Source organism: Amycolatopsis sp. WAC 01376 (assembly GCF_003947415.1).
In the GTDB taxonomy this organism is placed as follows: Bacteria; Actinomycetota; Actinomycetes; order Mycobacteriales; family Pseudonocardiaceae; genus Amycolatopsis.
Genome location: NZ_QHKL01000002.1, coordinates 687,931 through 712,288, shown reverse-complemented (window position 1 = coordinate 712,288; position 24,358 = coordinate 687,931). Strand labels below are relative to the sequence as shown.

Sequence of the window (24,358 nt, the reverse complement as noted above, 5' to 3'; positions counted from 1 at the left end):
TTGCCTTACGCCGGGCCGGTAGAGTCGGCTTCATGGTCGTTCGCATCAACCGCGTGTACACGAAGGTCGGCGACAACGGCACCACGGCACTCGGCGACGGCTCTCGCGTGCCGAAGACCTCGCCGCGGCTGGCCGCGTACGCCGACGTCGACGAAGCCAACTCCGTCATCGGGCTCGCGCTCGCGATGGGCGGCCTCTCCGAGGAAATCACGCAGGTGCTGCGTGCGGTGCAGAACGATCTCTTCGACGTCGGCGCGGATCTGTGCGCGCCGATCGTGGAGAACCCGCCGTACGAGCCGCTGCGCATCACCGAGCGGTACATCGAGCGGCTCGAAGGCTGGTGCGACGAGTTCAACGAGCGCGTGCCGAAGCTGACGTCGTTCATCCTGCCGGGTGGCACCCCGGGCGCGGCGTTCCTGCATCAGGCCCGCACGGTCGCACGACGGGCGGAGCGCTCCGGCTGGGCGCTGTTCGAGGCCGAGCAGGCCACGACGAATCAGCTGGCGATCAAGTACCTGAACCGGCTTTCGGACCTGTTGTTCATCCTGTCGCGGCTGGCGAACCCGGACGGCGACATCCTGTGGCAGCCCGGCGGAGCGTCCTGACGACGCAATTCGGCACCTGGTTGCGGTCGTTGCGTGGGCAACTACCGCAACCAGGTGCCGAATTGCGTGATGGGTAAGGAGTTCAGCCCTGTTCTCGTGCTGCCCAATAACGCTCGAGGTCGACTTCGGGTGTGCCGTCCTTGCCCGGGTCGATCGCCTTCATCGTGATCGTGTCCTCCAGGGACACGGACTCGGGAAGGTGGCTCCAGCGGTTCGCGTCCTCGCTCTGAGTCATAGGCCGAGAATAGACGTGGATCACGTCGGAAACCCGGTAGAAATGCCGCTTCGTGATGATCCCATGTTTTCGCGAGCCGCATTCAGAGGACTAAATGCCCCAGGAAGCCCGCAGCGAAGCGAGGGCGTCATGGAAGCCGGGGAAGGTCTTCTTCACGCAATCCGGGTCGTCCAGCGTAATCCCGGGCGTCCGCAGTCCCGTGACGCTGAACGCCATCGCGATCCGGTGATCCCGCCGGCACTTCATCAGAGCCCCCGTCGGCACACCCGGCTGGATCTCGATCCAATCCCGCCCGGTCTCGACCGAGACGCCCAGCGCGCGCAGGTTCTCCTCGCACGCCGCCAGCCGGTCGCATTCCTTGATCCGCGTGTTGTAGACGTCCTCGATCCGCACCGGACCGTCCACGAACGGCGCGATGGCCGCGAGCGTCGGCACGGTGTCGGAGATGTCGCGCATGTTCACCGTGACTCCGCGCAGCCCGCCGGTGCCGGTCACGGTCACCGCGTCCGGCCCCACCTCGACGTCCGCGCCCATCTGCCGCAGGACCTCGACGAAGGCCAGATCGCCCTGTAGCGCGCCTTCGCCCAGACCCGGCACGGTCACCGAGTTGCCGGTCAGCGCGGCGGCCGCGAAGAAGTAGCTGGACGTCGAGGCGTCAGGCTCGATCTCGTAGCGGCAGGCCTGGTACGGCGTGGGCGGCACGACGAAGGTGTCGCCGTCCCGCACGACGTCGACGCCGAAGCGCCGCATCATGGCGATGGTGATCTCGACGTACGGCACCGAAACGAGGTCGGTCACGGTGATCCGCAACCCCTCGGCGGTCAGCGGCCCGACCAGCAGCAACGCGGTCAGGAACTGGGAGGACAGCCCCGCGTCCAGCGTCAGTTCCCCGCCCTTGATCCCGGCGGCCCGCACGACCAGCGGATGGTGCCCCGGCGAGCCTTCGAAGGTGAGGTCGACGCCCAGCTCCTGCAACGCGTCGGTCAGCGGACCCAGCGGCCTGGCGCGCATCTGCTCGGAGGCGTCGAAGCGGAAGGTGCCGTGACCGGCGGCGGCCAGTGCGGGCAGGAAACGGGCGGTGGTGGCGCCATCGCGGCAGAAGACGTCGGCGCTGTCGACGGCGGGGCCCTCTGGCCTGCCGGAAATGGTCCACTCCGACTCGGAGCGCGAGACCTGGTAGCCGAGCTTGAGGAGGCCTTCGGCGAAGCCCTCGGAGTCATCCGAACGCAGCGGCCTGCTCAGCACGGTCGTCCCGTGGGCGGCGGCCGCGAGGAACAGGCCTCGGGCGGTGATCGACTTCGAACCGGGGATGTCGACGATGGTCACCGCGTGAGCATACGGCGTGCTCGAACGGCGAACTCACGTGATCAGAGGCGTAACTCGCGTGATTGAAGGCGTAACTCGCGTGATTGGAGGCGTAACTCAGGAAGCGCGTGGGAGGCGACGGCCTGGCGGGGCCGATTCGAGCCAGGAGAGGAAACCGGTGAGGGCGCCGGGGCCCATCGCGATCTCGATCGCCTCCTGCGTGGCGGACTCACACCGCAGGACGATCGAGCCTTCGGGAACGGCGTACGCCTCCGTGCCGGAGGGGTCGCGACGGTCCGCGACCTCCATACTCGCTCGTTGGAACACGCGGTCCGGGCCGGTCCGCAGGCTCCACACCCGGAACCAGACGAACTCGTCGCCCTCGTAGCGGCCCAGCCCCAGATGCCAGCTGGACCGCGCCTCGTCCGGACGCCACCGCAGCGCGACGCTCACGCCGCCACCGCGGCGCATCCGGACCCACCGCAACGAATACCAGGCCGCGAGAACGGCCAGGATGGTCAGGGCCCCGAGAACACCCACGGCGATTTCCACGGCCCGGCCCCTGTCCTTCGCCCGGTCAGACTGACTGACCGGCCGCGCGGAGCTGGGCGGTCGCCCTAGCCCGCTCTTGCTCGTCGTCGCCGCTCAACGCCTTCTTGGCCGCATCGACGTCGATCTCGTGCGAAAGTTCCGCGCTTTCGGCGAGGACGCTCACGCCGGTCGCGGTGACCGACAGGAATCCGCCGTGCACCGCGGCGGTCACGGTCTCGCCGTCCGTGGTCGTCACCTTGACGACGCCACCCTCGACGAGCTGACCGAGGACAGGCTCGTGACCGGCCATGATGCCGATCTCGCCCTCGGTGGTCTGCGCCACCACGAACGTGGCGGTACCGGACCAGAGACGGCGCTCGACGGCTACCAGCTCGACAGAAATCTCAGCCACGTAGCTTCCCTTCACTTCAGGTGCTGGCACCGAGTGTAATAGTCAAAGTTCCAACTATGCGAACGGCGGGACCAGCGTCCACAGTAGACACTGATCCCGCCGCTCATCGGAACATCACTTCTTGGTGATTTCCTTGTACTTCTTCTCGAGGTCTTCGAGGCCACCGATACCCAGGAACGCCTGCTCCGGGTAGTGGTCGAAGTCGCCCTTGGTGATGCGGTCGAAGGACTCGATGGTCTCCGACAGCGGCACGGTCGAGCCAGGGATCTGCGTGAACGCCTCGGCGACCAGCATGTTCTGCGAGAGGAACCGCTCGATGCGGCGCGCGCGCTGAACGGTGAGCTTGTCCTCTTCCGAGAGCTCGTCCATACCGAGGATCGCGATGATGTCCTGCAGTTCCTTGTACTTCTGCAGGATCCGGATGACCTCGGAGGCCACGCGGTAGTGGTCCTCACCGACGATGGCCGGGTCGAGAATGGTCGACGTCGACGCCAGCGGGTCCACCGCCGGGAAGATGCCCTTCTGGAACACGCCACGCGAAAGCTCCGTGGTGGCGTCCAGGTGGGCGAACGTCGCGGCCGGGGCCGGGTCGGTGTAGTCGTCCGCGGGGACGTAGATCGCCTGCATCGAGGTGATCGAACGACCACGGGTCGAGGTGATCCGCTCCTGGAGCTGACCCATCTCGTCGGCCAGCGTCGGCTGGTAACCCACGGCCGAAGGCATGCGGCCCAGCAGGGTCGACACCTCGGAACCGGCCTGGGTGAACCGGAAGATGTTGTCGATGAAGAGCAGCACGTCCTGGTTCTGCACATCGCGGAAGTACTCCGCCATGGTCAGCGCGGACAGCGCGACGCGCATACGCGTGCCGGGCGGCTCGTCCATCTGGCCGAAGACGAGGGCGGTGTCGTTGATGACGCCGTCCTCGGACATCTCCAGGAAGAGGTCGTTGCCCTCACGGGTGCGCTCGCCGACACCGGCGAACACCGAGGTGCCACCGAAGTTCCGGGCGACACGGGTGATCATCTCCTTGATGAGCACCGTCTTGCCGACGCCGGCACCGCCGAACAGGCCGATCTTGCCACCCTCGACGTACGGGGTCAGCAGGTCGACGACCTTGAGGCCGGTCTCCAGCATCTTCGTCTTGCCTTCGAGCTGGTCGAAGGAAGGCGGGTTGCGGTGGATGCCCCAGCGCTCGAGGTCGTCGCCGTAGCCGGGCTCGTCGAGGCACTCGCCGAGCGCGTTGTAGACGTGGCCCTTGACCTTGTCGCCCACCGGAACGGTGATGGGGCCGCCGGTGTCGGTGACCTCGGCGCCACGGACGAGGCCGTCCTGCGGCTGGAGCGAAATGGTGCGGACGAGGTTGTCACCGAGGTGGCTGGCGACCTCGAGCGTCACCGTCTTGCGGAGCTGCTCGAACTCGATTTCGACCTTGAGCGCGTTGAACTGGTCGGGAACGGAACCGCGCGGGAATTCGACGTCGACGACCGGGCCGGTCACCGAGACGATGCGCCCCTTGGCACGGGCTTCAGTACTGGTCATCAGTCATCACTTCCTGCTGCGGTGAGCGCGTTCGCGCCACCGACGATTTCAGAGATCTCCTGGGTGATCTGCGCCTGACGGGCCTGGTTCATCTCCCGCGTCAGCGTGCTCACCAGATCGTTCGCGTTGTCCGACGCGGCCTTCATCGCGGTCCGGCGGGCCGCGAGTTCGGACGCCGCCGACTCGAGCATCGCCGCGAAGATCCGCGTGTTGATGTACTTCGGCAGCAACGCGGAGAGCAGCTTTTCGGCACTGGGCTCGAACTCGTAGCTCGGGAGCAGGCTTTCCGGCTTCTCTTCGCCTTCGGTGTACTCGACCTCGAGCGGCGCGACGCGCTTGGCGGTCGGACGCTGGGTCAGCATCGAGACGAACTCGGTGTAGACGACGTGGATCTCGTCGACACCCAGGATGCCGTCGGCGTTGCCGGCCTCGTCGTCGGCGCCGTTCAGGAACGACTCGACGATGAGCTCACCGGCCTCCGCGGCGTTGACGTAACCGGGCTGGTCGGAGAAGCCCGTCCAGCTTTCGGTCACCTCGCGGCCACGGAAGCGGTAGTAGCTCAGGCCCTTGTTGCCGGTCACGTACAGCACCGGCTCCTTGCCCTGGTCACGCAGCAGCGTGAGGAGCTCCTCCGTCGCCTTCAGCACGTTGGAGTTGTATCCACCGCACTGGCCCTTGTCGCTGGTGATCACGAGGACCGCCGCACGCTTCGGATTGGGGCGCTCGACCAGCAACGGGTGGTCGAGGTTGGCCGAGGCGCCGGCCAGGGCCGAGAGCACGTTCGTGATCTCGTCCGAGTAGGGCCGGGACGCCGCGACCTTCGCCCGCGCCTTGGTGATGCGCGCGGTGGCGATGAGCTCCATCGCCTTGGTGATCTTGCCGATGGACTTGGTCGCCTTGATACGCGACCGGAGTTCTCGGAGTTGTGCGGCCATGAGCTATCAGCTCACTTCTTCGGTGCGGGCTTGTTGACCTTGACGGTCTCCTGCCCGACCTTCTCGGCGGCCATCGCGTCGGAGACCTCGACGAGGCTCTTGCCCTCGGCGGTGGTGAACTCCTTCTTGAACTCGTTCACCGCGTCGACCAGCCCGGAAGCGGTCTCGTCGGAGAACTTGCCCGACTCGCGGATGTCCTTGAGGAGCTCGCCGTGCTTACGACGGGCGGAGTCGATGAACTCGTGGTTGAAGCGGCGCACGTCCTCGGTCGGGACCGAGTCGTAGTGCCCGTTCGTACCCAGGTACACCGTGACGACCTGCTCCTCGACCGGGATCGGGGAGTACTGCGGCTGCTTGAGCACTTCGTACAGGCGGGCACCACGCTCGAGCTGCGCCTTCGACGCGTCGTCGAGGTCCGAAGCGAAGGCCGCGAAGGCCTCCAGCTCGCGGTACTGCGACAGGTCGATACGGAGCGAACCCGAAACCGACTTCATCGCCTTGACCTGCGCGGCACCACCCACGCGGGAAACCGAGATACCCACGTCGATGGCCGGGCGCTGACCGGCGTTGAACAGGTCCGACTGGAAGAAGCACTGACCGTCGGTGATCGAGATGACGTTGGTCGGGATGTACGCCGACACGTCGTTCGCCTTGGTCTCGATGATCGGGAGACCGGTCAGCGAGCCCGCGCCCAGCTCGTCCGAGAGCTTCGCGCAACGCTCAAGGAGACGGGAGTGCAAGTAGAAGACGTCGCCGGGGAAGGCTTCACGGCCCGGCGGGCGACGCAGCAGCAGCGAGATCGCGCGGTACGCGTCGGCCTGCTTGGTCAGGTCGTCGAACACGATGAGGACGTGCTTGCCCTCGTACATCCAGTGCTGGCCGATGGCCGAACCGGTGTACGGCGCGATCCACTTGAAGCCGGCGGAGTCCGACGCGGGGGCCGCGACGATGGTGGTGTACTCCATCGCGCCGGCGTCCTCGAGGGACTTCTTGACCGCGGCGATCGTGGAGCCCTTCTGGCCGACCGCGACGTAGATGCAGCGAACCTGCTTCTTCGGGTCGCCGGACTCCCAGTTGGCCTTCTGGTTGATGATCGTGTCCACCGCGACGGCCGTCTTACCGGTCTTGCGGTCACCGATGATCAGCTGACGCTGGCCACGGCCGATCGGGGTCATCGCGTCGATCGCGGTGATACCGGTCTGCAGCGGCTCCGACACCGGCTGGCGCTCGACCACCGAAGCGGCCTTGACCTCCAGCGGGCGGCGGTCGGTGGTCTCGATCTCGCCGAGGCCGTCGATCGGGGCGCCCAGCGGGTTCACGACGCGGCCGAGGTAGCCCTCGCCGACCGGAACCGAAAGGACCTGCCCGGTCCGCTTGACTTCCTGGCCTTCGACGACCGTCTCGAAGTCACCGAGGATCGCGGCACCGATGGAGCGCGCGTCCAGGTTCAGCGCCACCCCGAGGACCCCGCCGGGGAACTCGAGCAGCTCGTTGGCCATGGCCGAGGGGAGGCCCTCTACGTGGGCGATACCGTCACCGGCGTCGACGACGACGCCGACTTCTTCCCGGCTCACGTCCGGGGCGTAACTCGAGACGTAGTTCTCGATCGCGCTACGGATCTCATCCGAGGAGATCGTCAGCTCCGCCATTTCAATCCCGCTCTCGCTTCGTTCGTGCCAGTGTGCAAAGTCGTTGTTGTGGGTCAGCTAGCCAGCCGGCGACGCAGGGCGTCGACGCGCCCCGCGGTGCTGCCGTCGATGACCTCGTCGCCGACGCGGACCACGAGTCCGCCGCCCAGTGACGGGTCGACCTCGACGTGCAGCGCGAGCTGCCGCCCGTACAGGGCGTTGAGCTTCTCGCTCAGCCGAGCGTGCTGCTCGTCGGACAGCGCGCTCGCGCTGGTCACCTGGGCGACCGAGCGCTGACGGCGTTCCGCGGCCAGCTGGACCAGCCGCTCGAGGGCGTTGGCGACCCCGCGGCCCTTGGCGCGCAGGACGACCTGCTCGACGAGGGTCTTGGTGACCAGGTCCACCTTGTCGGCGAACAGAGTGCGGACGAGGGTCCGCTTCGCCTCGGCGGGAGCGGTCAGGTCGGCAAGTGCCTGTTCGAGCTCCGGTGCACCCGCAACGATACGAGTGACCCGGAACAGCTGGTCTTCGACAGCGTCGATGTTCCCGGACTTCTCCGCACTGGTGAGCAGCGCCGAGCGGCCGAGGGCCTCGAGCCCGTCGGTCAGTTCGCGCGGGCTCGACCAGCGGCTGCCCGCCACGGAGTCGAGCACCTGCAGGGCCGGCTCGGAAACCTTGCCCGCGAGAATCCCGCGGGCGAGGCCGATCCGGGCTTCGGGCGTGGCCGAACCGTCGGCGACGGCCCGGCGCAGGCCGATCTCCCGGTCCAGCAGGGTGACGACCGAAAGCAGCTCGTCGCCGACCGTCGCCGGGTCGGTACCCGCGGCGGCCAACACCTCGCCGAGACGATTCTCGGCGAGGTCGAGCGCTTCACGGCTCGCAGCATGCAGCGTCATTCTGGTCTACTTTCCCGCTCCGAGACCGGCACCGTTGGTACCGGCGGTCTCCAATTCGGCCAGGAACCGGTCCACGGTGCCGTGGCGGCGCGCGTCGTCCGCGAGCGACTCGCCGACGATGCGGCTTGCCAGCTCCACGGAGTTACGGCCGAGTTCGGCGCGCAGTTCGGCGATGATCTGCGCCTTCTGGGCCTGCAGCTGAGCCTGCCCCTGGGCGACGATGCGCTGGGACTCGGCCTCCGCCTCGGTGCGAAGCTCCGCCTTGATCTGCTCGGCTTCGAGCCGGGCGTCGTCGCGGATCTTCGCGGCCTCGGAACGGGCTTCCGCCAGCTGCGCCTTGTACTGCGCAAGGTTTTCTTCGGCTTCGGCCTGAGCCTTCTCGGCTCGCTCGATGCCACCCTCGATCAGCTTGGTCCGCTCTTCGTAAGCCGTCTCGAAACGCGGGACGACGTACTTCTTCAGAACGAACAGCAGCAGAAGGAAGGCGATGAACCCGAGGATCAACTCGGGAACGTGCGGCACGATCGGGTTTGGCGCGTCTCCGGCCGCCAACACCAATTCGGTCTTCAGCACAACGTCTCCTTAAGCGATGAGCGGAACTCAGCCTTAGACGGAGGCGAGGAAGTAGATAACAATACCGATCAGCGCGAGCACCTCGGTCAGCACGAAGGTCGAGAAGGCGATGCTCTGCAGCTTGCCCTGGGCCTCCGGCTGACGGGCGGTGCCGTTGATGACCGCGGCGAAGATGAGACCCACACCGATACCGGGGCCGATCGCGCCGAGGCCGTAACCGATGGCGGCGAGACCCGGGTTGATGTTGACGGCCTCGGTGGCGGCCTGCGCAAGAACGATGTTGCTCACGTGCGTTTCCCTTCAAACTCGGTCCGCGCGACTCACGCGGATCGGGGGCTTTTGGTGTTTCTCAGTGCTCCGACGCCAGCGCAGCGCCGATGTACCCTGCGGACAGCAGTGCGAAAATGTATGCCTGCAGGACCTGGATGAATGCCTCCAGGAAGGTCATCGCGATGGCGAAGAGGAACGCCACCGGCGACGCGACCTTCACGATGCCTTCGCCCTCGGTCAGCAGGAAACTCCCACCGAGCGTGAAGACCATGATGATCAGGTGCCCGGCGAACATCGCCGCGAAGACTCGGATGGCCAGCGTGGCCGGCGCGATGAAGAACTTCTGCGCGAACTCGATGGTGGAGTACAGCGGCAGAACGAATCCGGGAATACCCGCCGGCGCCAGTTCCTTCTTCAGGTAACCCTTGAAGCCGTGGCGTTTGAACCCGACGTAGTGGTACACCGGGTAAACGACAAGGAACGCGAGAGCGACGGGGAAGCCGACACGCGCCATGGTCGGGAACTGGAAGAACGGGATGATCCCGAAGAGGTTGTTCACCAGCACGAAGCTGAACAGTCCCAGAACCAACGGGATGAACGGCTTGAAGTCGGCAGAGCCGATCTGTTCCCGCGCGATGTTGTTGCGGCCGAAGTTGTAGATCGATTCGGCCATGAACTGTCCCTTACCAGGGACGACCTTCAGCCTGCGCGACGACACCATGAAGTAGGTGACGAGGATGATCAGGGAGATGACCACCAGCAACATCGGCTTGGTGAAGCTCAACCAATAGCCGGAGCCGAACAACGGCGGTAGGTTGAAGTCTTTGACGCCAGGCGGCGTGAACTCCGCACCCTCGGCTAGTACCAGCGCGCCCACTGGGCTCCTTCCGGTTCTCCCGGCCGGCGTTCACTCCGCCGGGGGAATCGTCACGATCTGGACTTAACGTACCCGACACGTATCGGGCCGTCGGAGGCGGCCACCCCACGATGTGCTGAACACGGTTTCACGTTCCGCACACGAGGATTCTCGATGCAGTGCTCCCGGGAGACAGACGCCTACCAGCGGGTAAGAGGGGACGATTCAACGCCGTCGCCACGCTGCTGTTCGGGGTTCGTCATCAGGAGCCGGCAGCCGAGGCCGCCGCCCATACGCGGACCATATCAGCAGGTACCGGCGGGCCGTACAGGCGTACTACATTGCCCCCGATCGGCCGAGGACCTAGGTCCCGTCCCAGGTCAGGACCTCGGTCCCGGGGTCAGCGGGAAGCGGGGATGATCGTCGGGATCTTGGTCTTGCGGAAGGCCGCGAACTCCACCGCGGCGGCCACGAGGATCGCGACGATCATGGTGACACCCAGCGCCATCGGGTGGATCGAGGTCACCCCGCGAAGCAGGCTCAGCGCCGCGAAAAGGACGACGATCTTGAGCACGTAACCACCGAGAGCGATCACCATCACGAACATCGGGTCCATGCCCGCGCTGAAGCGCATCAGGCCCAGCGTCGCGAGAGCGGACACGATGGCGAGCACGCCACCGATGACCGAGCCGAGCAGGCCCGGGAGTCCATTGAGGATGGTGAACACCACGATGCAGACCAGCACCGCCGGCGGAACCAGCATCAGGGAGGCCTTCATCATCGCGTTGGCCGCCTGCAGAACCACCTTGGCGTGGGGGTTCTCCTCCGCCTCGACGGTCTTCTCGGTCTCGCTCACAGAAAACTCCCTGGTCGTCTCAGCCCGCCAGTGTAGGCCCGCGCCGATACAGGCGTTCAGGCAGTCTGAGTTGTGCCGTTCAGGCGGTCCGGTTCCTCGACCGCAGTCTCGGCACGATCGACACCAGGGTCGCCAGCAGGAAACCGAAGCCGACGATCCAGAAGACCGCGGCACTGTCGAACAACGTCACCGAAACCGCGCCGAACGCGAGCAGGCCCGCCCACAAGTAGATGAGCAGTACCGCGCGGCGCTGGGAATGGCCGATCTCCAGCAGGCGGTGGTGCAGGTGCATCTTGTCCGCGGCGAACGGGCTCTCGCCGCGACGGGTGCGGCGGATGACCGCCATGATCAGGTCCAGCAGCGGTACGAAAAGGACCGCGGCGACCACTACGAGCGGCGAAAGCAGCGCGAGCGCGTCCTTACCGCTGAACTGCGGATACGGCACCCGGCCCGAGGCGGACGTCGTCGCGCCCGCCAGCATGAGGCCGATCATCATCGAACCCGAGTCGCCCATGAAGATCTTCGCGGGCTGGAAGTTGTACGGCAGGAAGCCGAGACAGGCCCCGGCGAGCGTGGCGGCGATGAGGGCGGGCGGGTACGCGCCGACGTCACCGCCCGAGGAATCGAGCAGGCCGAGGGAGAAGGAGCACGTCGCCGCGGCGGCGATGAAGCCGAGACCGCCGGCTAGCCCGTCGAGGCCGTCGACGAAGTTCATCGCGTTGACCATGACGACCACCAGCACGACGGTCAGCAGCGCGCCCTGGTTCTTGTCCAGCACCAGTACTTGGCCGAAGGACTCGCCACCTCCGCCCCACGGCACCCAGAACGACACCCACTGGACCCCGAAGATCACCAGGATCCCGGCGCACATGACCTGGCCGGCCAATTTCGTCCAGGCGTCCAGTTCGAACCGGTCGTCGAGCGCGCCGATCAGGGAGATCACCCCGGCCGCGAGCAGGACGCCCAGCGAGTCGAAGGAGAAGTCGAAGCCGCGGCTCAGCGCCGGCAACTGGTGCGCGAGCCCCATCGCGGCGGCGACGCCGAGGAAGATGCCGATGCCACCCATCCGCGGGATCGGGGTGACGTGGACGTCGCGGGCCCGCGGGTTGGCGATCGCGCCGATCCGGATCGCGACCCGTCGCACGACGCCGGTGAGCAGGAAGGTCACGGCCGCCGCGGTGAGGGCGACGAGGATGTACTCCCTGATCGGGAGACCTTGCGTAGGAGGCATGATGCGTTACGCCGCCGAGGTCCAAGTCACTCGAACACGCTACCGCGCTGGGGGGATACGGCGGCCAACGGTCTAGGCGAGTGACTCCGCGGGCACTCCCAGTACTTCCGCGACGGCGGCACGGCTGACCGCGCCCTCCCGCAGGATGACCGGGTCGTCGCCGGTGAGATCGACCATCGTGGACGGAACGGGCTCCCCGGTGGACCCGCCGTCGAGGTACACCGCGACGCTGTCGCCGAGCTGATCGACGGCCTCCTGCGCGGTGGAGGCGGGCGGCTGGCCGGACACGTTGGCGCTGGAGACCGCCATCGGGCCGACGTCACGCAGCAGTTCCAGCGCGACCGGGTGCAGCGGCATCCGCAGCATCACCGTCCCGCGTGACTGGCCGAGATCCCACTGCAGGCTCGGCGCGTGCGGCAGGACGATGGAGAGGTCGCCTGGCCAGAAGGCCTCGATGAGCGCGCGGGCCTGCGGCGGCGTGCCGAGCACGAGTCCGTCCACAGTGGACCAGGAGCCGACCAGGACGCCGACCGGCATGTCCGGGCCGCGGTTCTTCGCCCGCAGGAGGGACTGGACGGCGCCGCCGTCGAAGGCGTCCGCGCCGATGCCGTAGACCGTGTCGGTCGGGAGGACGACGAGGCGGCTGGAGCGCACCGCGCTCGCCGCCAGGGCGAGCCCGTCGGCCCGCGATTCACGCTTGCTGCAGTCGTACACCGCGCTCATGGCGCCTGAGCCTAGCGCTGTGCCGGATCCGCGAAGGCGCCCGGCCCGTGCAATGAAGGGGCCTTTCATAGCAAATTTTGCTATGAAAGGCCCCTTCATTGCGGCCGAGGCGACCGTCAGAAGGCGAAAGCGGTGCAGAACGACGTCGCCGTCTTCGCCGGGTCCGCGATCGACGTCGCGGTCAGCTTGATGTGCGCGACGTGGTCACCGCCCGCGGCCCGTTTGGCGTGCGCCGTCGCCGAAGACCGCCCGCCGAACGGGACGGTGGACAGCTCGTTCGGCAGCCGCACCTCCCAGCCCTTCGCGCTGGTGGACGCGCTCAGGCGGTAGGTGTCGGTGTTGAACGGCGCCGCCGCGCCCTTCGCGTTGCCGGTGTTGAGCACCGGGAACGAGCAGCTCGCGAGCCCCTGCTTGGCGAACGCGGGGGCCGACGGCCACAGCGAAACGCCCCTGGCCTGCGAACCGGCCCCGTCGAGCGAGGCCACCGTGACGACGTAGGACAGCACGCCCTTGCGGTCGCGCTCGACGTCCGAGACGAGGAACTTCAGCTTGTTCGCCTCGTCGGTGTACTCGTACTTGCTCGCCGAACCGGTGCCCGCCTTGAACGCCGCGTCGTTGAGCTGGCGGTAGTCGCCGATGGGGATGGGGACCGCGGTGCCGTCGGGCTTCTTGTAGTCGGTCATGCCGATGTCGGCCGGATTGGCGTCGACGATCCATTCGAACGGCGCGTTGTCCTTGTTCTTCGTCTTCGCGATGATGACGCCGGAATCGGGGGCGAAGGAATCGCTGCCCATCCGGTCGACGACCTCGACGGTGTAATTGTCGTAGCCGCCACCGTCGCAGAACGGATCCTTCGAACGATCGCATTTCGGCGAGAGGTCCCCGCCGTTGAGCGCGATGTTGATGCCGCTGTAGGCGCCCTTCCCCGGAAGGACCGAACGCGCCGTGATCCTGGCCGAGACCGGGCCGTTCGCGGCGAGCTGGTTCCGGTCGATCTTCAGGACGTCTTCGGGATCGATGATGTCCAGCTTCATCTTGGTGCGCACCATGTGATGCGAACCCATCGAGCCGCCCTGCGTCGCCGGGATCTGCCAGCGCGTGTGCGGTCCGCCGGGACCGTTGAAGCTGCCGCGCGACATCATCTCCCACGGACCGGTGTAGGTCCGGGACGGCGGAGTGCCGAACGGGTTGTTGTAGTTGTCGCCGATGCCGAGAATATGGCTCAATTCGTGCGCGTAAACCGCCTGACCCGAGCTTTCCGCCTGGGTCGAGGAGCCGGTGACCGCGTTCGGCCAGATACTGGCGGCCGATTTCCACGACGTCCACGGGACATAGCGGGTGGACGCTGCGTTCGGCATTCCCTCGACACCGGGACCGAATTCGGCGGGCACGTTCCCCGGCTCGCCGAACTTCATCACGCCGAATTCCTGCCAGGTCGCGCTCTCGTCCTGGCCCGCGGAAAGATAGAAGATGAAGTCGAACTGCTTGGAGACGTCACCCACGTCCGCCCGCCAGGCGGCGCCCGCGTCCGCGCGGAGGTCGCGCTTGCAGTTCGCGCCGGGCGGGCACGCGTCGGGCTGGAACTCCATGCCGTATTCGAAGGACTTGCCGGGCAGCCGGTACGGCCCGAACGCGGTCAGTTCGACGCCCATCCTGCCGCCGGAGTCCTCCATCCAGTACTCGTTGATGGTGTGGCCCTGGTTCAGCGCCTGCGGTTTGTTCAGGAAGTCCTGGTAGAACTTCGCGACGTTCGCGCGGGGGATGTTGCTGGCGGCGGGTCCGGGGTTGCCGAACACCGTCGAATGCGTCGGCTGCGTGACGGCGAACTCCTGGTCCGGGTAGTCCGCGAGCACCACGGCGCCCTTGAATGTCCGCTTTGTCGGCTTCAGCGCCGGATCGGCCCAGTTGGTGCCGGGCGGCTTGCGGTAGTCGTCCCACGTCATGTGGTCCTGGTTCTCCCAGGTCGACCCGTCGATCGGGGCGGGCCAGCCCTTCACGGGCACCGCGGCGGACGCGGGTTGGGCGACCAGACCCGGCAGTAGCACGACGGTGGCGAGGACGGCGAGTGTTCTGAGTGGGGCTCGTCGGAGAGACGATCGCATCGGGGTACACCTCCCAGTCGGACCGCCGATGAGGCGGCCGAGACCGACGTTAGGAGGTGGGCTTTGCCCTGGGCACCGCCGGAAGTCGTGAGTCTCGCTAACTATCCCCGCGTTCAGTCCTCTGAATGCGGTCCTTGCGCGTGCAAGTACCGCATTCAGAGGACGAAATGCAAGGGTTCAGGAGACGCGCAGGGCGGTGACGAAACGAGCCCGTCCGGCGAGGTCGAGGTGCCCTTGCACGTCGGTCAGCACCCGTCGCGCCCGCACCAGTGCCGGGACGGCGGAGCCGTGCGTGTCGTCGTGCTCGATCGCCATCCCGCCGGTGGGCCGCAGCAGCCGGGCGGCGGCGGCGATCGCGTGCCGGATCACCGCGAGCCCGCTTTCCTCCGCGAACACCGCCCGCGGCGGGTCGTGCTCGGCGACCTCGGCCGGCACCGGCGTGCCTTCCGGCACGTACGGGGGGTTGCACAGGACCAGGTCGACGAGACCGTCGAGTTCGGCGAACATCGTGCTGTCCGCGACGTCGCCGGAGTACAGCCGGATGGGCGTGTCCCCCGCGTCCGCGTGGACGTCGGCGTTGTGCCTGGCCCACGCGAGCGCCTGCGCGTCGATGTCGACGGCGTAGACGACGGCGTCCGGCCGCGCGTGCTGCACGGCCAGCGCCAGCGCGCCGGAGCCGGTGCACAGATCGACCACCACCGGGTACTCGCGCCCGTGCAGTAGTTTGAGGCCCCATTCCAGGAGCAGTTCGGTCTCCGGGCGCGGGACGAACACCCCGGCGCCGACGTTGACCGTGATGTCGCCGAGCGCGGCCCAGCCGGTGAGGTACTGCAGCGGGATCCGTTTGGCCCGCTGGTTCACGAGCTGGCCGATCGCGTCGATGACCGGCGGGTCCACCAGCGGCACCATCGGCAGACGGCCGCGGTCGACGCCGAGGACATGGGAGGCGATCAGCTCCGCGTCCGAGCGCGGTGACGCCACACCGGCCTCGGTGAGAATGCGGGTCGCTTCCATGATGGCGAGGCGCAACGGCTGCCGGTTCACTGGTGTTCCTTCACAGAGTCAAGCCTGACACACGAGGCACGCGTGCCGGGGTCGATACACGCGGGCTCAGGGTATCGATTGCTTTCAGCGCACCCGCCACGAGAGCGACGACAACGTCAGCGCCGCTTCGGCCACACGACGCGCGAGGTCGGTCTGGAGGCTCTTCGTCGCCGAAGCGATCCACTCGTCGACGTTCCGTACGCCGACATCGCGGTACTCGAGGGCCTGAAGCAGCATTTCGAGCTTGTCCGCGTCGCGTGCGTACAGCGCTTCAGGGCTTTCTGCGGCTTCGTACTCGTCGACGGCGTCGCGCACCGAGTCACGCGCGGCGCCGGGGAGCGCCGACGTCTGCGCGGCGGTGATCGCCCGCGGATCCGGCTTCTCGACGAAACCCTTGATCGTGTGCGGAAGATCGCCGGTCCGCGTCTCCTGCGTGTCGTGCCAGAGCGCGAGATACGCCGCCCGGGCCGGGTCGGCGCCGCCCTCGGCCGCCAGGAGTCCGGCCAGCTGCGCGACCCGGGTGGTGTGCTCGGCCACCGATTCGGGATCGCGGACCCCGGCCTGCCACCACCCGGCCCGCCGGATCCGCTTGAGCACACCCAGTTCGAACCCGAATCTGGCCAGGGCTTCCACAGTTCTCCTACACGTTGACGACGGTGAGATATCCGGCCAGTGTCCCGCGACGCCGCCGGAGTGTGTCGATGCGGTCGTCCATTTCGGCCAGTTCGCGCCGGATCTCCGTCACGACCGTGGGGCACAGGTCGAGTTCCGGCAGTTCGCCGTTCGCGCACGGCAGCACCTTCGCGATGACCTGCGTGCTCAGCCCCGCCGAGAGCAACGCGCGGATCTGCCGCACCGTGGTGACCGCGTCGTCGTCGAAGGTGCGGTAGCCGTTGAAGTCGCGTCGCGAGACCAGCAGCCCCTGCTCCTCGTAGTAGCGCAGCAGCCGGTGACTGACGCCGGTCCGCCGGGACAGCTCGCCGATCAGCATGTGACCCCCGTCATCCGTGGTTGACCTTCACATCGATGTCAGTACCTAACGTCGCCGGCATGACGAATCATTTCGCGCATGTCGTCCGCGGTTCCGGCCCCGGTCTCCTGCTCGCCCACGGCGGTGGCGGCAGCGTCGAGGGCAACTTCGGCGGCATCATCGACGACCTCGCCCACACCCACACCGTCGTCGGTCCCGACTACCCCGGCTCCGGCCTCACTCCGCGCAGCACCGAACCGCTGGATCTCGACACCGTCGCGGACGAACTGGTCTCCATCGCCGTCGACGCCGGGCTCGACCGCTTCACGATCCTCGGCTACTCCCTCGGCACCGGAGTCGCCGTCCGCGCCGCGACCCGGCACCCCGATCGGGTCACCGGTCTCATCCTGACCGCCGGGTTCACGAAACCGGACAACCGGCTCCTGCTGGCCGTCGACATCTGGCGCGAACTGCTGGACGGCGACCGGAAGCTGCTGGCGAAGTTCCTCACCTTCGCCGCCACCGGCGAGAAGCACCTGAACGCGCTGTCGCCGTCTGAGCTCGAAGCCGCCATCGAGGGACTCGCCGGCTTCATCCCGGAAGGCAGCCCTGAGCACGTCGGCCTCGTCGCCGGCGTCGACACCCGGGCCGAACTCGCCGGGATCTCGGTCCCCACCCTCGTCATCGCCACGACACTGGACGGCCTCGCCCCGCCCGCCCATTCCCGCGAACTCGCGGCCGGGATCCCCGGCGCCGAACTGGTCGAGATCGAGGCCGGGCACGGGATCGGGGTGGAAGCCCGCGACGAATGGCTCGGCGTGATCCAGAAGTTCCTCTCCGCCGGTTTTAGCGAGGGTACGAGCTGATCACCCTGCGGAATCTTCTAAGGTGACGCGGGTGAAGATCCGGGAAATCCGACTGACCCTTGGCGTGTTCTTCGCTGCGCTCGGGGTGCTGCTCGTCCGTTTCCTGGTACCGCGTCCGATCGGCATGGCGGACAACGGCGACGGCTGGCGCATCCTGTGCCGGCTCGGCGCCCGCGAGCTCGACAGGCCTTCGGAATACTTCGTCCGCTTCTCCTACGGTCCCGCCCCGGCCTGCAACAGCGAGTACATCTCCAGCCAGAGCTGGATCGACAAGATCGCCAGCGAGATCGGGCAGCTGCTCGGCTCGTCCGCGATCCTGAACCTGCTGGTACTGGGCGTGCTGGGCTGTCTGCTGGTCGCGGGCGGGATCGCCGCGATCGTCGTCGGCCTGCGCCTCTCGGTCCGGAACAGCGTCATCGCCACGGCCGCGCTGCTGCTGGTCGCCGCGGACTCGGCCTTCTTCGGGTACTTCGCCTCGGTGCTCAGCGAGGGCGCCGCCTTCGTCGGGATGCTCCTGCTCGCCGGCGGGCTGCTGCTCATGCACCGCACCGGACCGTGGCGCTACACCGGCGCCGCGGTCACCGTCCTCGGCGCGATGATCGGCATCAACGCGAAGTCGCAGACGCTGCTGCTGATCCCGCTGTTCGCGCTCGCGCTGCTGTTCGTCCGCCCGGCGGGCACCCGCGGCCTCGCCCGGTGGGCCCTGCCGTTGGCCGTCCTCGCCGTCGTCGGCACGGGGACCGCGCTGGTGCAGGGCGCGGGCGACTCGGCCAACGCGGAATACCGCGAGGCCAACATGTACCACGTCGTGTTCAACGGAATCGTGGACGGAAAGCACGACACCACCGCCGACCTCGCCGCACTGGGCCTCCCGCCCGAGTTCGCGAAGTACATCGGCACAGGCTGGTGGAGCGCGAACGCCGCCTGGCGCGACCCCGAGTACGCCCAGTACCGCGACAAGATCAGCCGCCGCAACGTGGCCCAGTACTACCTCGATCACCCGGGGCGCGTGGTCCAGATGCTGCACCGGTCGGCGCAGGAGACGCTGACCGCGCGGGTGCCGAACCTCGGCAGCTTCGGCGAACACGCCGGGCAGCCGCCGCTCGCCAAGGAGTACCGCGTCCCGGTGCTGTCCGGGATCACCGGCTGGCTCGCCCCGCTGGGGCTGTTCGCTCTCCTGCCGATCTGGCTGCTCATCGGCTGGGCGGGCCTCCGCGCCTTCCGCAACCGCACCGGACGCCGCGACGTCGGCATCGTCGTGCTCATGTTCCTGCTCTTCGCGATGGGCCAGATCCTGGTCTCCGGCCTCGCGGAAGGCATCGAGAACGTCAAGCACCAGCAGCTGACGATCTACCCGACCCTGCTCGCCGCCGCCTTCGCCGCGCTTTCGTTCCTGCCGCGGCGCAAGGAAGAGGCGCCGGTCGTCGAAGAACGCGAACCGGAGAAGGCGTCCATCTCCGGCTGATCCTCTGAATCGCGTCGAGGTTGTCCTGCCTGTACTGCCCCGTGCCGCCGCGGCCGGCGAATTTGCTGTGCCGATCCGCCTGCCCGGCACGGTGGTGCTGTGCGCCGCCACCCGTGTCCACGATCTCACGGTTGGCGCAACCGCCTTGGTCCACAACTCTGGCTGCGACGACATCGCACTCGGCCTCGATAAGACAAGCAGGAACGAAGCGGCACTCTTCGAATTCTCACTTAAAACAGGGGCCCCTATCGACCACCTGGGAGCTATATCCCCAGAGACGGAAAGTCGTTGCCATACAACCCATTGAAATGAGTCGATGAACAACTCGATTTGGCACAGCGATAAGGCCTTTCAGCTTTGGCAGTACACTGTCAGTCATTCTCAGCTGGTGCTGCAGAGTGCAAGCGGTGACGACGAGGTGATACGGGTGTATTTCGAGAATGTCGACCGACTGGAGGTCAGTCGTTTCTACCGGGCGCCCTTCTCCCTGAAAGTAGTGGAGAGTCATGGTCCATATCCCGAAGCACTCAAATCGCCAGACCTACTGTTCGAACTGAGCAGCCCCAATGCAGAGGGGTTCGTGGTGGCGTCACGGGTTCGAATAACAAGAAATTCCCGACAAGGGTCGGAAAAAGAGTTGCTTTTCCACGAGTCCATCGCGAATCAGCTACACGGCAGTGATTGATTGCTCGCCGAGGACTCTCTGACGCACCGGGAGCCGAATAAGTTCGGTTCCCGGCAGCCCGCAACAGCATGCGACGTGGGCGACACGTAGACTGAGACGCATCTGTTGTCGCCGAAGGGCCCGCCGAACAGTCATGGATCTCCGGGAAACGGAAGTCGTCACGCGGATATCCGCGAATATCGAGACCGAGGATTTCACCGATGCCGCCACGTTGGGCGAGCGTCTCATCAGCGAGTTCGAGGCCACCGAGCTGGAGATCTGCCGTGCGGACCCCGAAGGCGGCCGGAAGGGCTACTCGGTCTCCGTCGGTTATCGCACGCCTCCGGCGGACGGTGAGGAACTCGCCGAGACGCTGCACCGGGCCGCGGTACCGGCGCTCTTTCACTTCGGCCTGAATGCGGAATTCTTCGAAATTCACGGCACGCCGGAGACCGGCCAATACGGAAGCTACGACGCCTACGACACCCAAGCCGACGGCTACACGCTCTATTCGCTGATGGCGGCCGTCGGCGGCACCGATCCGCGTGAACCCGCGTACGTCCCCCGGCACGATTTCTCCCCGCGTGCCGAAACCGATGTCATTTCGCGGGTGCATCTCTACGTCCCCACCGGCGACCTGCGTTCGGCGGTGGATCTGTGCGGCCGTCCCGCGACCGACCTGTCGGCCTCGCTGGTCCGGATCAGCACGGACGCGGGCCCTTGCGAGGCGGTGCTGCTGTCGGCTTTTCCGGCTCAAGCCGGAGAAAGCGGCGAAGAGGCGCTCAGCCGGGTCACGAGCGAGGTGGCCGACAGGCTCTCGCAGGTGAGCATGTCCGTCCGGGCCATCCATACCGGGCTGGAGGACGACCCGTTCTACACCGAACCCGGCTAGCACGCTGTGTATCCCGTTCACTGGAGCATCGAACCACCGGAGCCGATCGTGAACCCGTCACTCACCCCGCAAGATCTGCGAAGCGCCCTGGAAGCGTTGGACTACGTCTTCGAGGCATTCACAGAGGAGATCGACGAAGAACCGACACTCGGTGAATTCCTCGAAATAATGAGCTTCTCGATTCAGCCGGACGAGGATGTCCTACCTGATGCTCCTGTCCCCTTGCTGATGAGGGCGAAGAGGACGAACGGTCGGTGGTACAAAGCCGAACCTTCCGACAGGGTGGCTTCACTCAACGACAACACCTTCGCCGAGGCCGGTGCGTTCCTGACGCTTCTCATGGACCAGCACACGGCCGGTGGTACCCCGACGATGTCAACCGAGGATCTCGCGAACAGTGTCCTCCGGGTTCTTCAGGCAAGCGGACGTGCCTTTGCCGATATCACCGCCGAGAACATCCATGCGCTGACGATGCCGAAAGCCAAGAAGAGTTTCCGGTCGAAGAACGGCGACGTCATCGCGATCGCCGCGGAGCCGCAGGGATACCACTTGGCGGTTGTGCTCGGCAACGACAGGATGGGCCTCGCCATCGGGCTGTTGGAAGGTGTCTTCTCGCGACCAGAGGTGGGCGACTTGCGCCGCCATCGCGCCCGGCACATCCCGATTCACACAGGTACTCGACTGATCAGGGACGGGACTTGGAAGATCGTCGGGAACCATCCGGACCTGCTCGAGTTGTTCCCTGATCCACCCGATCTCTACTGGAACGCGGTGACCGCCTCGGGGCATCGGTTCGGTGAGCATGGTGGTGCGGGTCCTTTGGAAGGACCTTTCCGTCTCCTCGGAGAGGCCGAAGCGGAGGCCGTCGGCCTGGTGGACGGGACCTACCGCTCGTCCTATATGGACGAATACCTGCAAACACTGCTCAATGAAGGCCGTTTCGACAACGGACCGGCACCGAGGTCGTGGCTCTGACCCGTGGGGTCAGCCGGCGTGTTCGGCCAGTCGCTCTTCGCGGTCCGCGGTGATGAGCGCGTCGAGCACGCCGTCGAGGTCGCCGTCGAGGACCTGGTCCAGGTTGTACGCCTTGTAGTTCACCCGGTGGTCGGCGATGCGGTTCTCGGCGAAGTTGTAGGTGCGGACCCGCTCGGAGCGGTCGACGGTGCGGATCTGCGAGCGGCGCGCGTCCGACGCCTTCGCGGCGGCCTCCTCCTCGGCGATCGCCTGGAGGCGGGCCTGCAGCACCTGCAGGGCGCGGGCGCGGTTCTGGATCTGCGACTTCTCGTTCTGGCACGAGACGACCACGCCGGTCGGGAGGTGCGTGATGCGCACGGCCGAGTCGGTCGTGTTCACGCTCTGGCCGCCGGGGCCGGACGAGCGGTAGACGTCGATGCGCAGGTCGTTCGGGTCGATCTCGACCTCGACGTCCTCGGGTTCGGGGTAGATGAGCACGCCGGACGCGGAGGTGTGGATGCGTCCCTGCGATTCGGTGGCGGGCACGCGCTGCACGCGGTGCACCCCGCCTTCGAACTTCAGCCGCGCCCAGACACCGTCGACGGTGGCCGAGCGGCTCTTGATGGACACGGTGACGTCCTTGAAGCCGCCGAGGTCCGAGTCGACCGAGTCGAGCACCTCGGCCTTCCAGCCGTGACGCTCGGCGTAGCGCAGGTACATGCGCAGCAGGTCGCCGGCGAACAGCGCCGACTCCTCGCCGCCTTCACCCGATTTGATCTCCATGACCACGTCGGAGCCGTCGTACGGGTCGCGCGGCAGGAGCAGTTCGGTGAGTTTGGCCTCGAGCACGGGGATCTTCGCGGAGATCTCCTCGGCCTCGGCCGCGAAGGTCGAGTCTTCCGACACCAGTTCCTTCGCCGTCTCGAGGTCGTCGCGCGCGGAGTCGAGCTCGCGGACCGTCTTGACGACGGGGCTCAGCTCGGCGTACCGGCGGCCGAGTTTGCGGGCGCGCGCCTGGTCGGCGTGCACGGACGGATCGGCCAGCTGCTCTTCCAGCTGGGCGTGCTCTTCGAGCAGACCCCTCAGCGAACTCGAATCCACCACTCCACCTCTCAACGACCTGGACAGAACCATGAAAAACGGCGCCTACCCGGACATGCGGGTAGGCGCCGTCGTTCAAGCTACTTGGCGTCTTCGGCCTTCTTGCGCTTGCCGTAGCGAGCCTCGAAGCGCGCGACGCGGCCGCCGGTGTCCATGAGCTTCTGCTTGCCGGTGTAGAACGGGTGGCAGTTCGAGCAGATCTCGACGTGGAGGTTGCCGGAGGTCTTGGTGCTGCGGGTGGTGAATTCGTTGCCGCAGTCACAGTTGACGTGCGTGACAACGTACTCGGGGTGAATACCGCTCTTCATGGTGTCCTCTCTCGTTGGCCCCGGGTCCCCGTGCGGGGTGAACCGGTGCCGGACTTCAGCGGATGATTTTGCCAGATGCGCTGGCAGTGGACTCAACGCACCCCTCCTCCGGGGTATTCCAACACGTTGAGTTATCAACTATCACGCCCGGTTGTACGAAATTTGTACTTGATCACGAGATTCTCCTCACTGTTGGTAATTCCTCAACAGGAGGTACTGATCATGCGCAGCATTCTCGCCAAGGTGGCGAAGCCGGCGTCCGTCGCCGCGCTGGCCATCGCGGCCCTCGCCCTGGCTCCGGTCGCCGGGGCAGCCCCGGCCGCCCCCGAAGCGGGCGCCACCATCACCGCCGCCGACATCAACCCGGCCGCGGGAACGTTCACCACGGTGTCCGACGGTGACCTGGCCATCCAGGGCGCCGGCGACGGTACTCCCGCCGGCGCCGTCCAGTGGTTCAAGAACCGCATCGGCTCCACCGCGTACCAGGGCCTCTGCGAGAAGGCCGTCGAGAACGCGTACGGGACCACGGGCGTCTGGGCCTCGGCCAACGCGCACTGGAACGGCGCGAGCCCGAAGCACACGACCGGGACGCCGCCGAAGGGCTCCTTCGTGTACTGGAACATCAGCCAGTGGGGTCACGTCGGCATCGCCGACGGCTCCGGCGGGATCTACGCCTCCAGCATCGGCGGCAAGATCGGCCACGCGTCGAGCGTGCACTACTTCAACAACTACCGCGGCTGGACCCCTGCCGCCGTCCCGCACCGCTGAGCCCCTCGGGTCTCGTGGTCCGTGAAGGCCTCCTTGAGGGACTCTGGGTCCCTCAAGGAGGCCTTCACGGAACGTCGATCGACTCCAGCCAGCGCTCCGTCGCGCGCGGCGAGGTCAACCGCACCACCGGCACGTCGGGGTCCGAGACCCAAGCGCGGATCGTGCGCCGTTTGCGGGCGAAAGACCGGAAGTGCCAGACGATGATCGAATCGCCGGAGAGCATGCTCCGCAGCGTTTCGACGTTGCCGTTGCAGATCCGGCGCCGCGTGACGCAGCGCACCACGGTCCGGCGCACCAGACGGCTCAGCGAAACCCGGCGCGGATAGTCCAGCGCCACGATCAGTTCGGCGCGGGGCAACGCGATATCGCGCCATTTGGCGAACATCCCGTCGATGATCCAGCGGTCCCCCGCGACCAGCGCGCTGATCCGGCGTCGCTGCTCGTCGTCGGGGACGGGGACCCAGCCCGGCTGCCAGGCGAGGTCGTCGTCGACCGAATGGCACGGCAGCCCTGCCCGGTCGGCCAGCTTTCGCGCCAGCGTCGACTTACCCGAACCGGTGACCCCGTAGACGACGATCCGTCCCGGCACCGAACCCACAACGGCCTCCCCCCTGGATGCAATGAAGGGG

28 protein-coding genes are annotated in these 24,358 nt (G+C 66.9%); 7 read left to right on the top strand and 21 right to left on the bottom strand.

Annotated elements, in window-relative coordinates:
• Window positions 1-32 precede the first annotated feature (32 nt).
• Window positions 33-605 carry a cob(I)yrinic acid a,c-diamide adenosyltransferase gene (locus DMH03_RS12595; RefSeq protein ID WP_125792180.1) on the top strand — a complete coding sequence of 191 codons (573 nt, stop codon included), beginning with the start codon at window positions 33-35 and terminating at the stop codon, window positions 603-605.
• Between the two features lie 82 nt (window positions 606-687).
• Here DMH03_RS12595 and DMH03_RS12590 read toward each other — a convergent pair whose 3' ends face one another.
• From DMH03_RS12590 to DMH03_RS12505, 18 genes are all read right to left on the bottom strand, one after another.
• Window positions 688-840 (bottom strand): hypothetical protein, encoded by a 153-nt coding sequence (locus DMH03_RS12590; RefSeq protein ID WP_233611475.1) that lies wholly within the window; start codon window positions 838-840, stop codon window positions 688-690.
• Window positions 841-930: 90 nt separating this feature from the next.
• On the bottom strand, window positions 931-2,166 hold the full coding sequence (gene aroA, locus DMH03_RS12585; protein ID WP_125792178.1) for a 3-phosphoshikimate 1-carboxyvinyltransferase: 1,236 nt from the start codon (window positions 2,164-2,166) through the stop codon (window positions 931-933).
• Between the two features lie 96 nt (window positions 2,167-2,262).
• The gene (locus tag DMH03_RS12580; RefSeq protein ID WP_125792177.1) at window positions 2,263-2,697 is read right to left on the bottom strand and encodes a DUF2550 domain-containing protein; all 435 of its coding nucleotides are present in this window, start codon (window positions 2,695-2,697) and stop codon (window positions 2,263-2,265) included.
• 25 nt (window positions 2,698-2,722) lie between these two features.
• Complete coding sequence (locus tag DMH03_RS12575) at window positions 2,723-3,088, bottom strand: F0F1 ATP synthase subunit epsilon (RefSeq protein ID WP_125785130.1); 366 nt, start codon at window positions 3,086-3,088, stop codon at window positions 2,723-2,725.
• Between the two features lie 114 nt (window positions 3,089-3,202).
• Window positions 3,203-4,627 (bottom strand): F0F1 ATP synthase subunit beta, encoded by a 1,425-nt coding sequence (gene atpD / locus DMH03_RS12570; RefSeq protein WP_125785131.1) that lies wholly within the window; start codon window positions 4,625-4,627, stop codon window positions 3,203-3,205.
• A complete protein-coding gene (locus DMH03_RS12565) occupies window positions 4,627-5,562 on the bottom strand; it encodes a F0F1 ATP synthase subunit gamma (protein ID WP_125792176.1) in 936 nt (311 codons plus the stop codon). The genes atpD and DMH03_RS12565 overlap by 1 nt, the downstream gene beginning before the upstream one ends.
• A gap of 11 nt (window positions 5,563-5,573) precedes the next feature.
• A complete protein-coding gene (gene atpA / locus DMH03_RS12560) occupies window positions 5,574-7,211 on the bottom strand; it encodes a F0F1 ATP synthase subunit alpha (RefSeq protein WP_125792175.1) in 1,638 nt (545 codons plus the stop codon).
• 53 nt (window positions 7,212-7,264) lie between these two features.
• Complete coding sequence (locus DMH03_RS12555) at window positions 7,265-8,086, bottom strand: F0F1 ATP synthase subunit delta (protein ID WP_125792174.1); 822 nt, start codon at window positions 8,084-8,086, stop codon at window positions 7,265-7,267.
• 6 nt (window positions 8,087-8,092) lie between these two features.
• The gene (locus tag DMH03_RS12550; RefSeq protein WP_125792173.1) at window positions 8,093-8,659 is read right to left on the bottom strand and encodes a F0F1 ATP synthase subunit B; all 567 of its coding nucleotides are present in this window, start codon (window positions 8,657-8,659) and stop codon (window positions 8,093-8,095) included.
• Window positions 8,660-8,692: 33 nt separating this feature from the next.
• Window positions 8,693-8,947: an ATP F0F1 synthase subunit C gene (locus DMH03_RS12545; protein WP_125792172.1), complete on the bottom strand. Its 255-nt coding sequence runs from the start codon at window positions 8,945-8,947 to the stop codon at window positions 8,693-8,695.
• Between the two features lie 61 nt (window positions 8,948-9,008).
• Window positions 9,009-9,806: a F0F1 ATP synthase subunit A gene (gene atpB / locus DMH03_RS12540; protein WP_125792171.1), complete on the bottom strand. Its 798-nt coding sequence runs from the start codon at window positions 9,804-9,806 to the stop codon at window positions 9,009-9,011.
• A gap of 379 nt (window positions 9,807-10,185) precedes the next feature.
• The gene (locus DMH03_RS12535; RefSeq protein ID WP_125792170.1) at window positions 10,186-10,641 is read right to left on the bottom strand and encodes a hypothetical protein; all 456 of its coding nucleotides are present in this window, start codon (window positions 10,639-10,641) and stop codon (window positions 10,186-10,188) included.
• Between the two features lie 79 nt (window positions 10,642-10,720).
• A complete protein-coding gene (locus tag DMH03_RS12530) occupies window positions 10,721-11,872 on the bottom strand; it encodes a glycosyltransferase family 4 protein (protein WP_125792169.1) in 1,152 nt (383 codons plus the stop codon).
• A 72-nt stretch (window positions 11,873-11,944) separates the two neighbouring features.
• The gene (locus DMH03_RS12525; protein WP_125792168.1) at window positions 11,945-12,595 is read right to left on the bottom strand and encodes an L-threonylcarbamoyladenylate synthase; all 651 of its coding nucleotides are present in this window, start codon (window positions 12,593-12,595) and stop codon (window positions 11,945-11,947) included.
• A 116-nt stretch (window positions 12,596-12,711) separates the two neighbouring features.
• Window positions 12,712-14,697, bottom strand: coding sequence for a M6 family metalloprotease domain-containing protein (locus DMH03_RS12520; protein WP_125792167.1), 1,986 nt, complete (start codon window positions 14,695-14,697; stop codon window positions 12,712-12,714).
• A gap of 177 nt (window positions 14,698-14,874) precedes the next feature.
• Complete coding sequence (gene prmC / locus DMH03_RS12515) at window positions 14,875-15,741, bottom strand: peptide chain release factor N(5)-glutamine methyltransferase (protein WP_125792166.1); 867 nt, start codon at window positions 15,739-15,741, stop codon at window positions 14,875-14,877.
• An 84-nt stretch (window positions 15,742-15,825) separates the two neighbouring features.
• Complete coding sequence (locus DMH03_RS12510) at window positions 15,826-16,374, bottom strand: HD family hydrolase (RefSeq protein WP_125792165.1); 549 nt, start codon at window positions 16,372-16,374, stop codon at window positions 15,826-15,828.
• 7 nt (window positions 16,375-16,381) lie between these two features.
• Complete coding sequence (locus tag DMH03_RS12505; RefSeq protein ID WP_125792164.1) at window positions 16,382-16,732, bottom strand: MerR family transcriptional regulator; 351 nt, start codon at window positions 16,730-16,732, stop codon at window positions 16,382-16,384.
• Window positions 16,733-16,791: 59 nt separating this feature from the next.
• Between DMH03_RS12505 and DMH03_RS12500 the strand changes: the two genes are divergently transcribed.
• The 5 genes from DMH03_RS12500 (at window position 16,792) to DMH03_RS12480 (ending at window position 21,573) form a co-directional block, all read left to right on the top strand.
• Entirely contained in the window at window positions 16,792-17,577 is a 786-nt protein-coding gene (locus DMH03_RS12500; RefSeq protein ID WP_125792163.1) for an alpha/beta fold hydrolase, read from the top strand.
• A 31-nt stretch (window positions 17,578-17,608) separates the two neighbouring features.
• The gene (locus DMH03_RS12495) at window positions 17,609-19,042 is read left to right on the top strand and encodes a hypothetical protein (RefSeq protein WP_125792162.1); all 1,434 of its coding nucleotides are present in this window, start codon (window positions 17,609-17,611) and stop codon (window positions 19,040-19,042) included.
• Window positions 19,043-19,358: 316 nt separating this feature from the next.
• A complete protein-coding gene (locus DMH03_RS12490; RefSeq protein WP_125792161.1) occupies window positions 19,359-19,727 on the top strand; it encodes a hypothetical protein in 369 nt (122 codons plus the stop codon).
• A 133-nt stretch (window positions 19,728-19,860) separates the two neighbouring features.
• Window positions 19,861-20,598 (top strand): hypothetical protein, encoded by a 738-nt coding sequence (locus tag DMH03_RS12485; protein WP_125792160.1) that lies wholly within the window; start codon window positions 19,861-19,863, stop codon window positions 20,596-20,598.
• A 48-nt stretch (window positions 20,599-20,646) separates the two neighbouring features.
• Window positions 20,647-21,573: a hypothetical protein gene (locus tag DMH03_RS12480; protein WP_125792159.1), complete on the top strand. Its 927-nt coding sequence runs from the start codon at window positions 20,647-20,649 to the stop codon at window positions 21,571-21,573.
• A 9-nt stretch (window positions 21,574-21,582) separates the two neighbouring features.
• Here the strand turns inward: DMH03_RS12480 and prfA are convergent, their stop codons facing one another.
• Together prfA and rpmE are read right to left on the bottom strand one after the other, a co-directional pair.
• A complete protein-coding gene (prfA, locus tag DMH03_RS12475) occupies window positions 21,583-22,653 on the bottom strand; it encodes a peptide chain release factor 1 (protein ID WP_125792158.1) in 1,071 nt (356 codons plus the stop codon).
• 80 nt (window positions 22,654-22,733) lie between these two features.
• Entirely contained in the window at window positions 22,734-22,961 is a 228-nt protein-coding gene (gene rpmE, locus DMH03_RS12470; protein ID WP_007028345.1) for a 50S ribosomal protein L31, read from the bottom strand.
• Window positions 22,962-23,183: 222 nt separating this feature from the next.
• Here rpmE and DMH03_RS12465 point away from each other — a divergent pair, with 222 nt between their 5' ends.
• Window positions 23,184-23,729, top strand: coding sequence for a CHAP domain-containing protein (locus tag DMH03_RS12465; protein WP_125792157.1), 546 nt, complete (start codon window positions 23,184-23,186; stop codon window positions 23,727-23,729).
• A 64-nt stretch (window positions 23,730-23,793) separates the two neighbouring features.
• Here DMH03_RS12465 and DMH03_RS12460 read toward each other — a convergent pair whose 3' ends face one another.
• Entirely contained in the window at window positions 23,794-24,327 is a 534-nt protein-coding gene (locus DMH03_RS12460; RefSeq protein ID WP_125792156.1) for an AAA family ATPase, read from the bottom strand.
• Window positions 24,328-24,358: the final 31 nt, after the last annotated feature.

Bases quoted from the DNA above. Each gene is read 5' to 3' on its own strand.
- DMH03_RS12565 (WP_125792176.1), bottom strand. From the start codon at position 5,562: ATGGCCGCACAACTCCGAGAACTCCGGTCGCGTATCAAGGCGACCAAG.
- DMH03_RS12465 (WP_125792157.1), top strand. From the start codon at position 23,184: ATGCGCAGCATTCTCGCCAAGGTGGCGAAGCCGGCGTCCGTCGCCGCG.
- DMH03_RS12525 (WP_125792168.1), bottom strand. From the start codon at position 12,595: ATGAGCGCGGTGTACGACTGCAGCAAGCGTGAATCGCGGGCCGACGGG.
- DMH03_RS12500 (WP_125792163.1), top strand. From the start codon at position 16,792: ATGACGAATCATTTCGCGCATGTCGTCCGCGGTTCCGGCCCCGGTCTC.
- DMH03_RS12595 (WP_125792180.1), top strand. From the start codon at position 33: ATGGTCGTTCGCATCAACCGCGTGTACACGAAGGTCGGCGACAACGGC.
- atpD (WP_125785131.1), bottom strand. From the start codon at position 4,627: ATGACCAGTACTGAAGCCCGTGCCAAGGGGCGCATCGTCTCGGTGACC.
- DMH03_RS12555 (WP_125792174.1), bottom strand. From the start codon at position 8,086: ATGACGCTGCATGCTGCGAGCCGTGAAGCGCTCGACCTCGCCGAGAAT.
- rpmE (WP_007028345.1), bottom strand. From the start codon at position 22,961: ATGAAGAGCGGTATTCACCCCGAGTACGTTGTCACGCACGTCAACTGT.
- DMH03_RS12590 (WP_233611475.1), bottom strand. From the start codon at position 840: ATGACTCAGAGCGAGGACGCGAACCGCTGGAGCCACCTTCCCGAGTCC.
- atpA (WP_125792175.1), bottom strand. From the start codon at position 7,211: ATGGCGGAGCTGACGATCTCCTCGGATGAGATCCGTAGCGCGATCGAG.
- DMH03_RS12520 (WP_125792167.1), bottom strand. From the start codon at position 14,697: ATGCGATCGTCTCTCCGACGAGCCCCACTCAGAACACTCGCCGTCCTC.
- DMH03_RS12505 (WP_125792164.1), bottom strand. From the start codon at position 16,732: ATGCTGATCGGCGAGCTGTCCCGGCGGACCGGCGTCAGTCACCGGCTG.
- DMH03_RS12530 (WP_125792169.1), bottom strand. From the start codon at position 11,872: ATGCCTCCTACGCAAGGTCTCCCGATCAGGGAGTACATCCTCGTCGCC.
- DMH03_RS12490 (WP_125792161.1), top strand. From the start codon at position 19,359: ATGAACAACTCGATTTGGCACAGCGATAAGGCCTTTCAGCTTTGGCAG.
- DMH03_RS12485 (WP_125792160.1), top strand. From the start codon at position 19,861: ATGGATCTCCGGGAAACGGAAGTCGTCACGCGGATATCCGCGAATATC.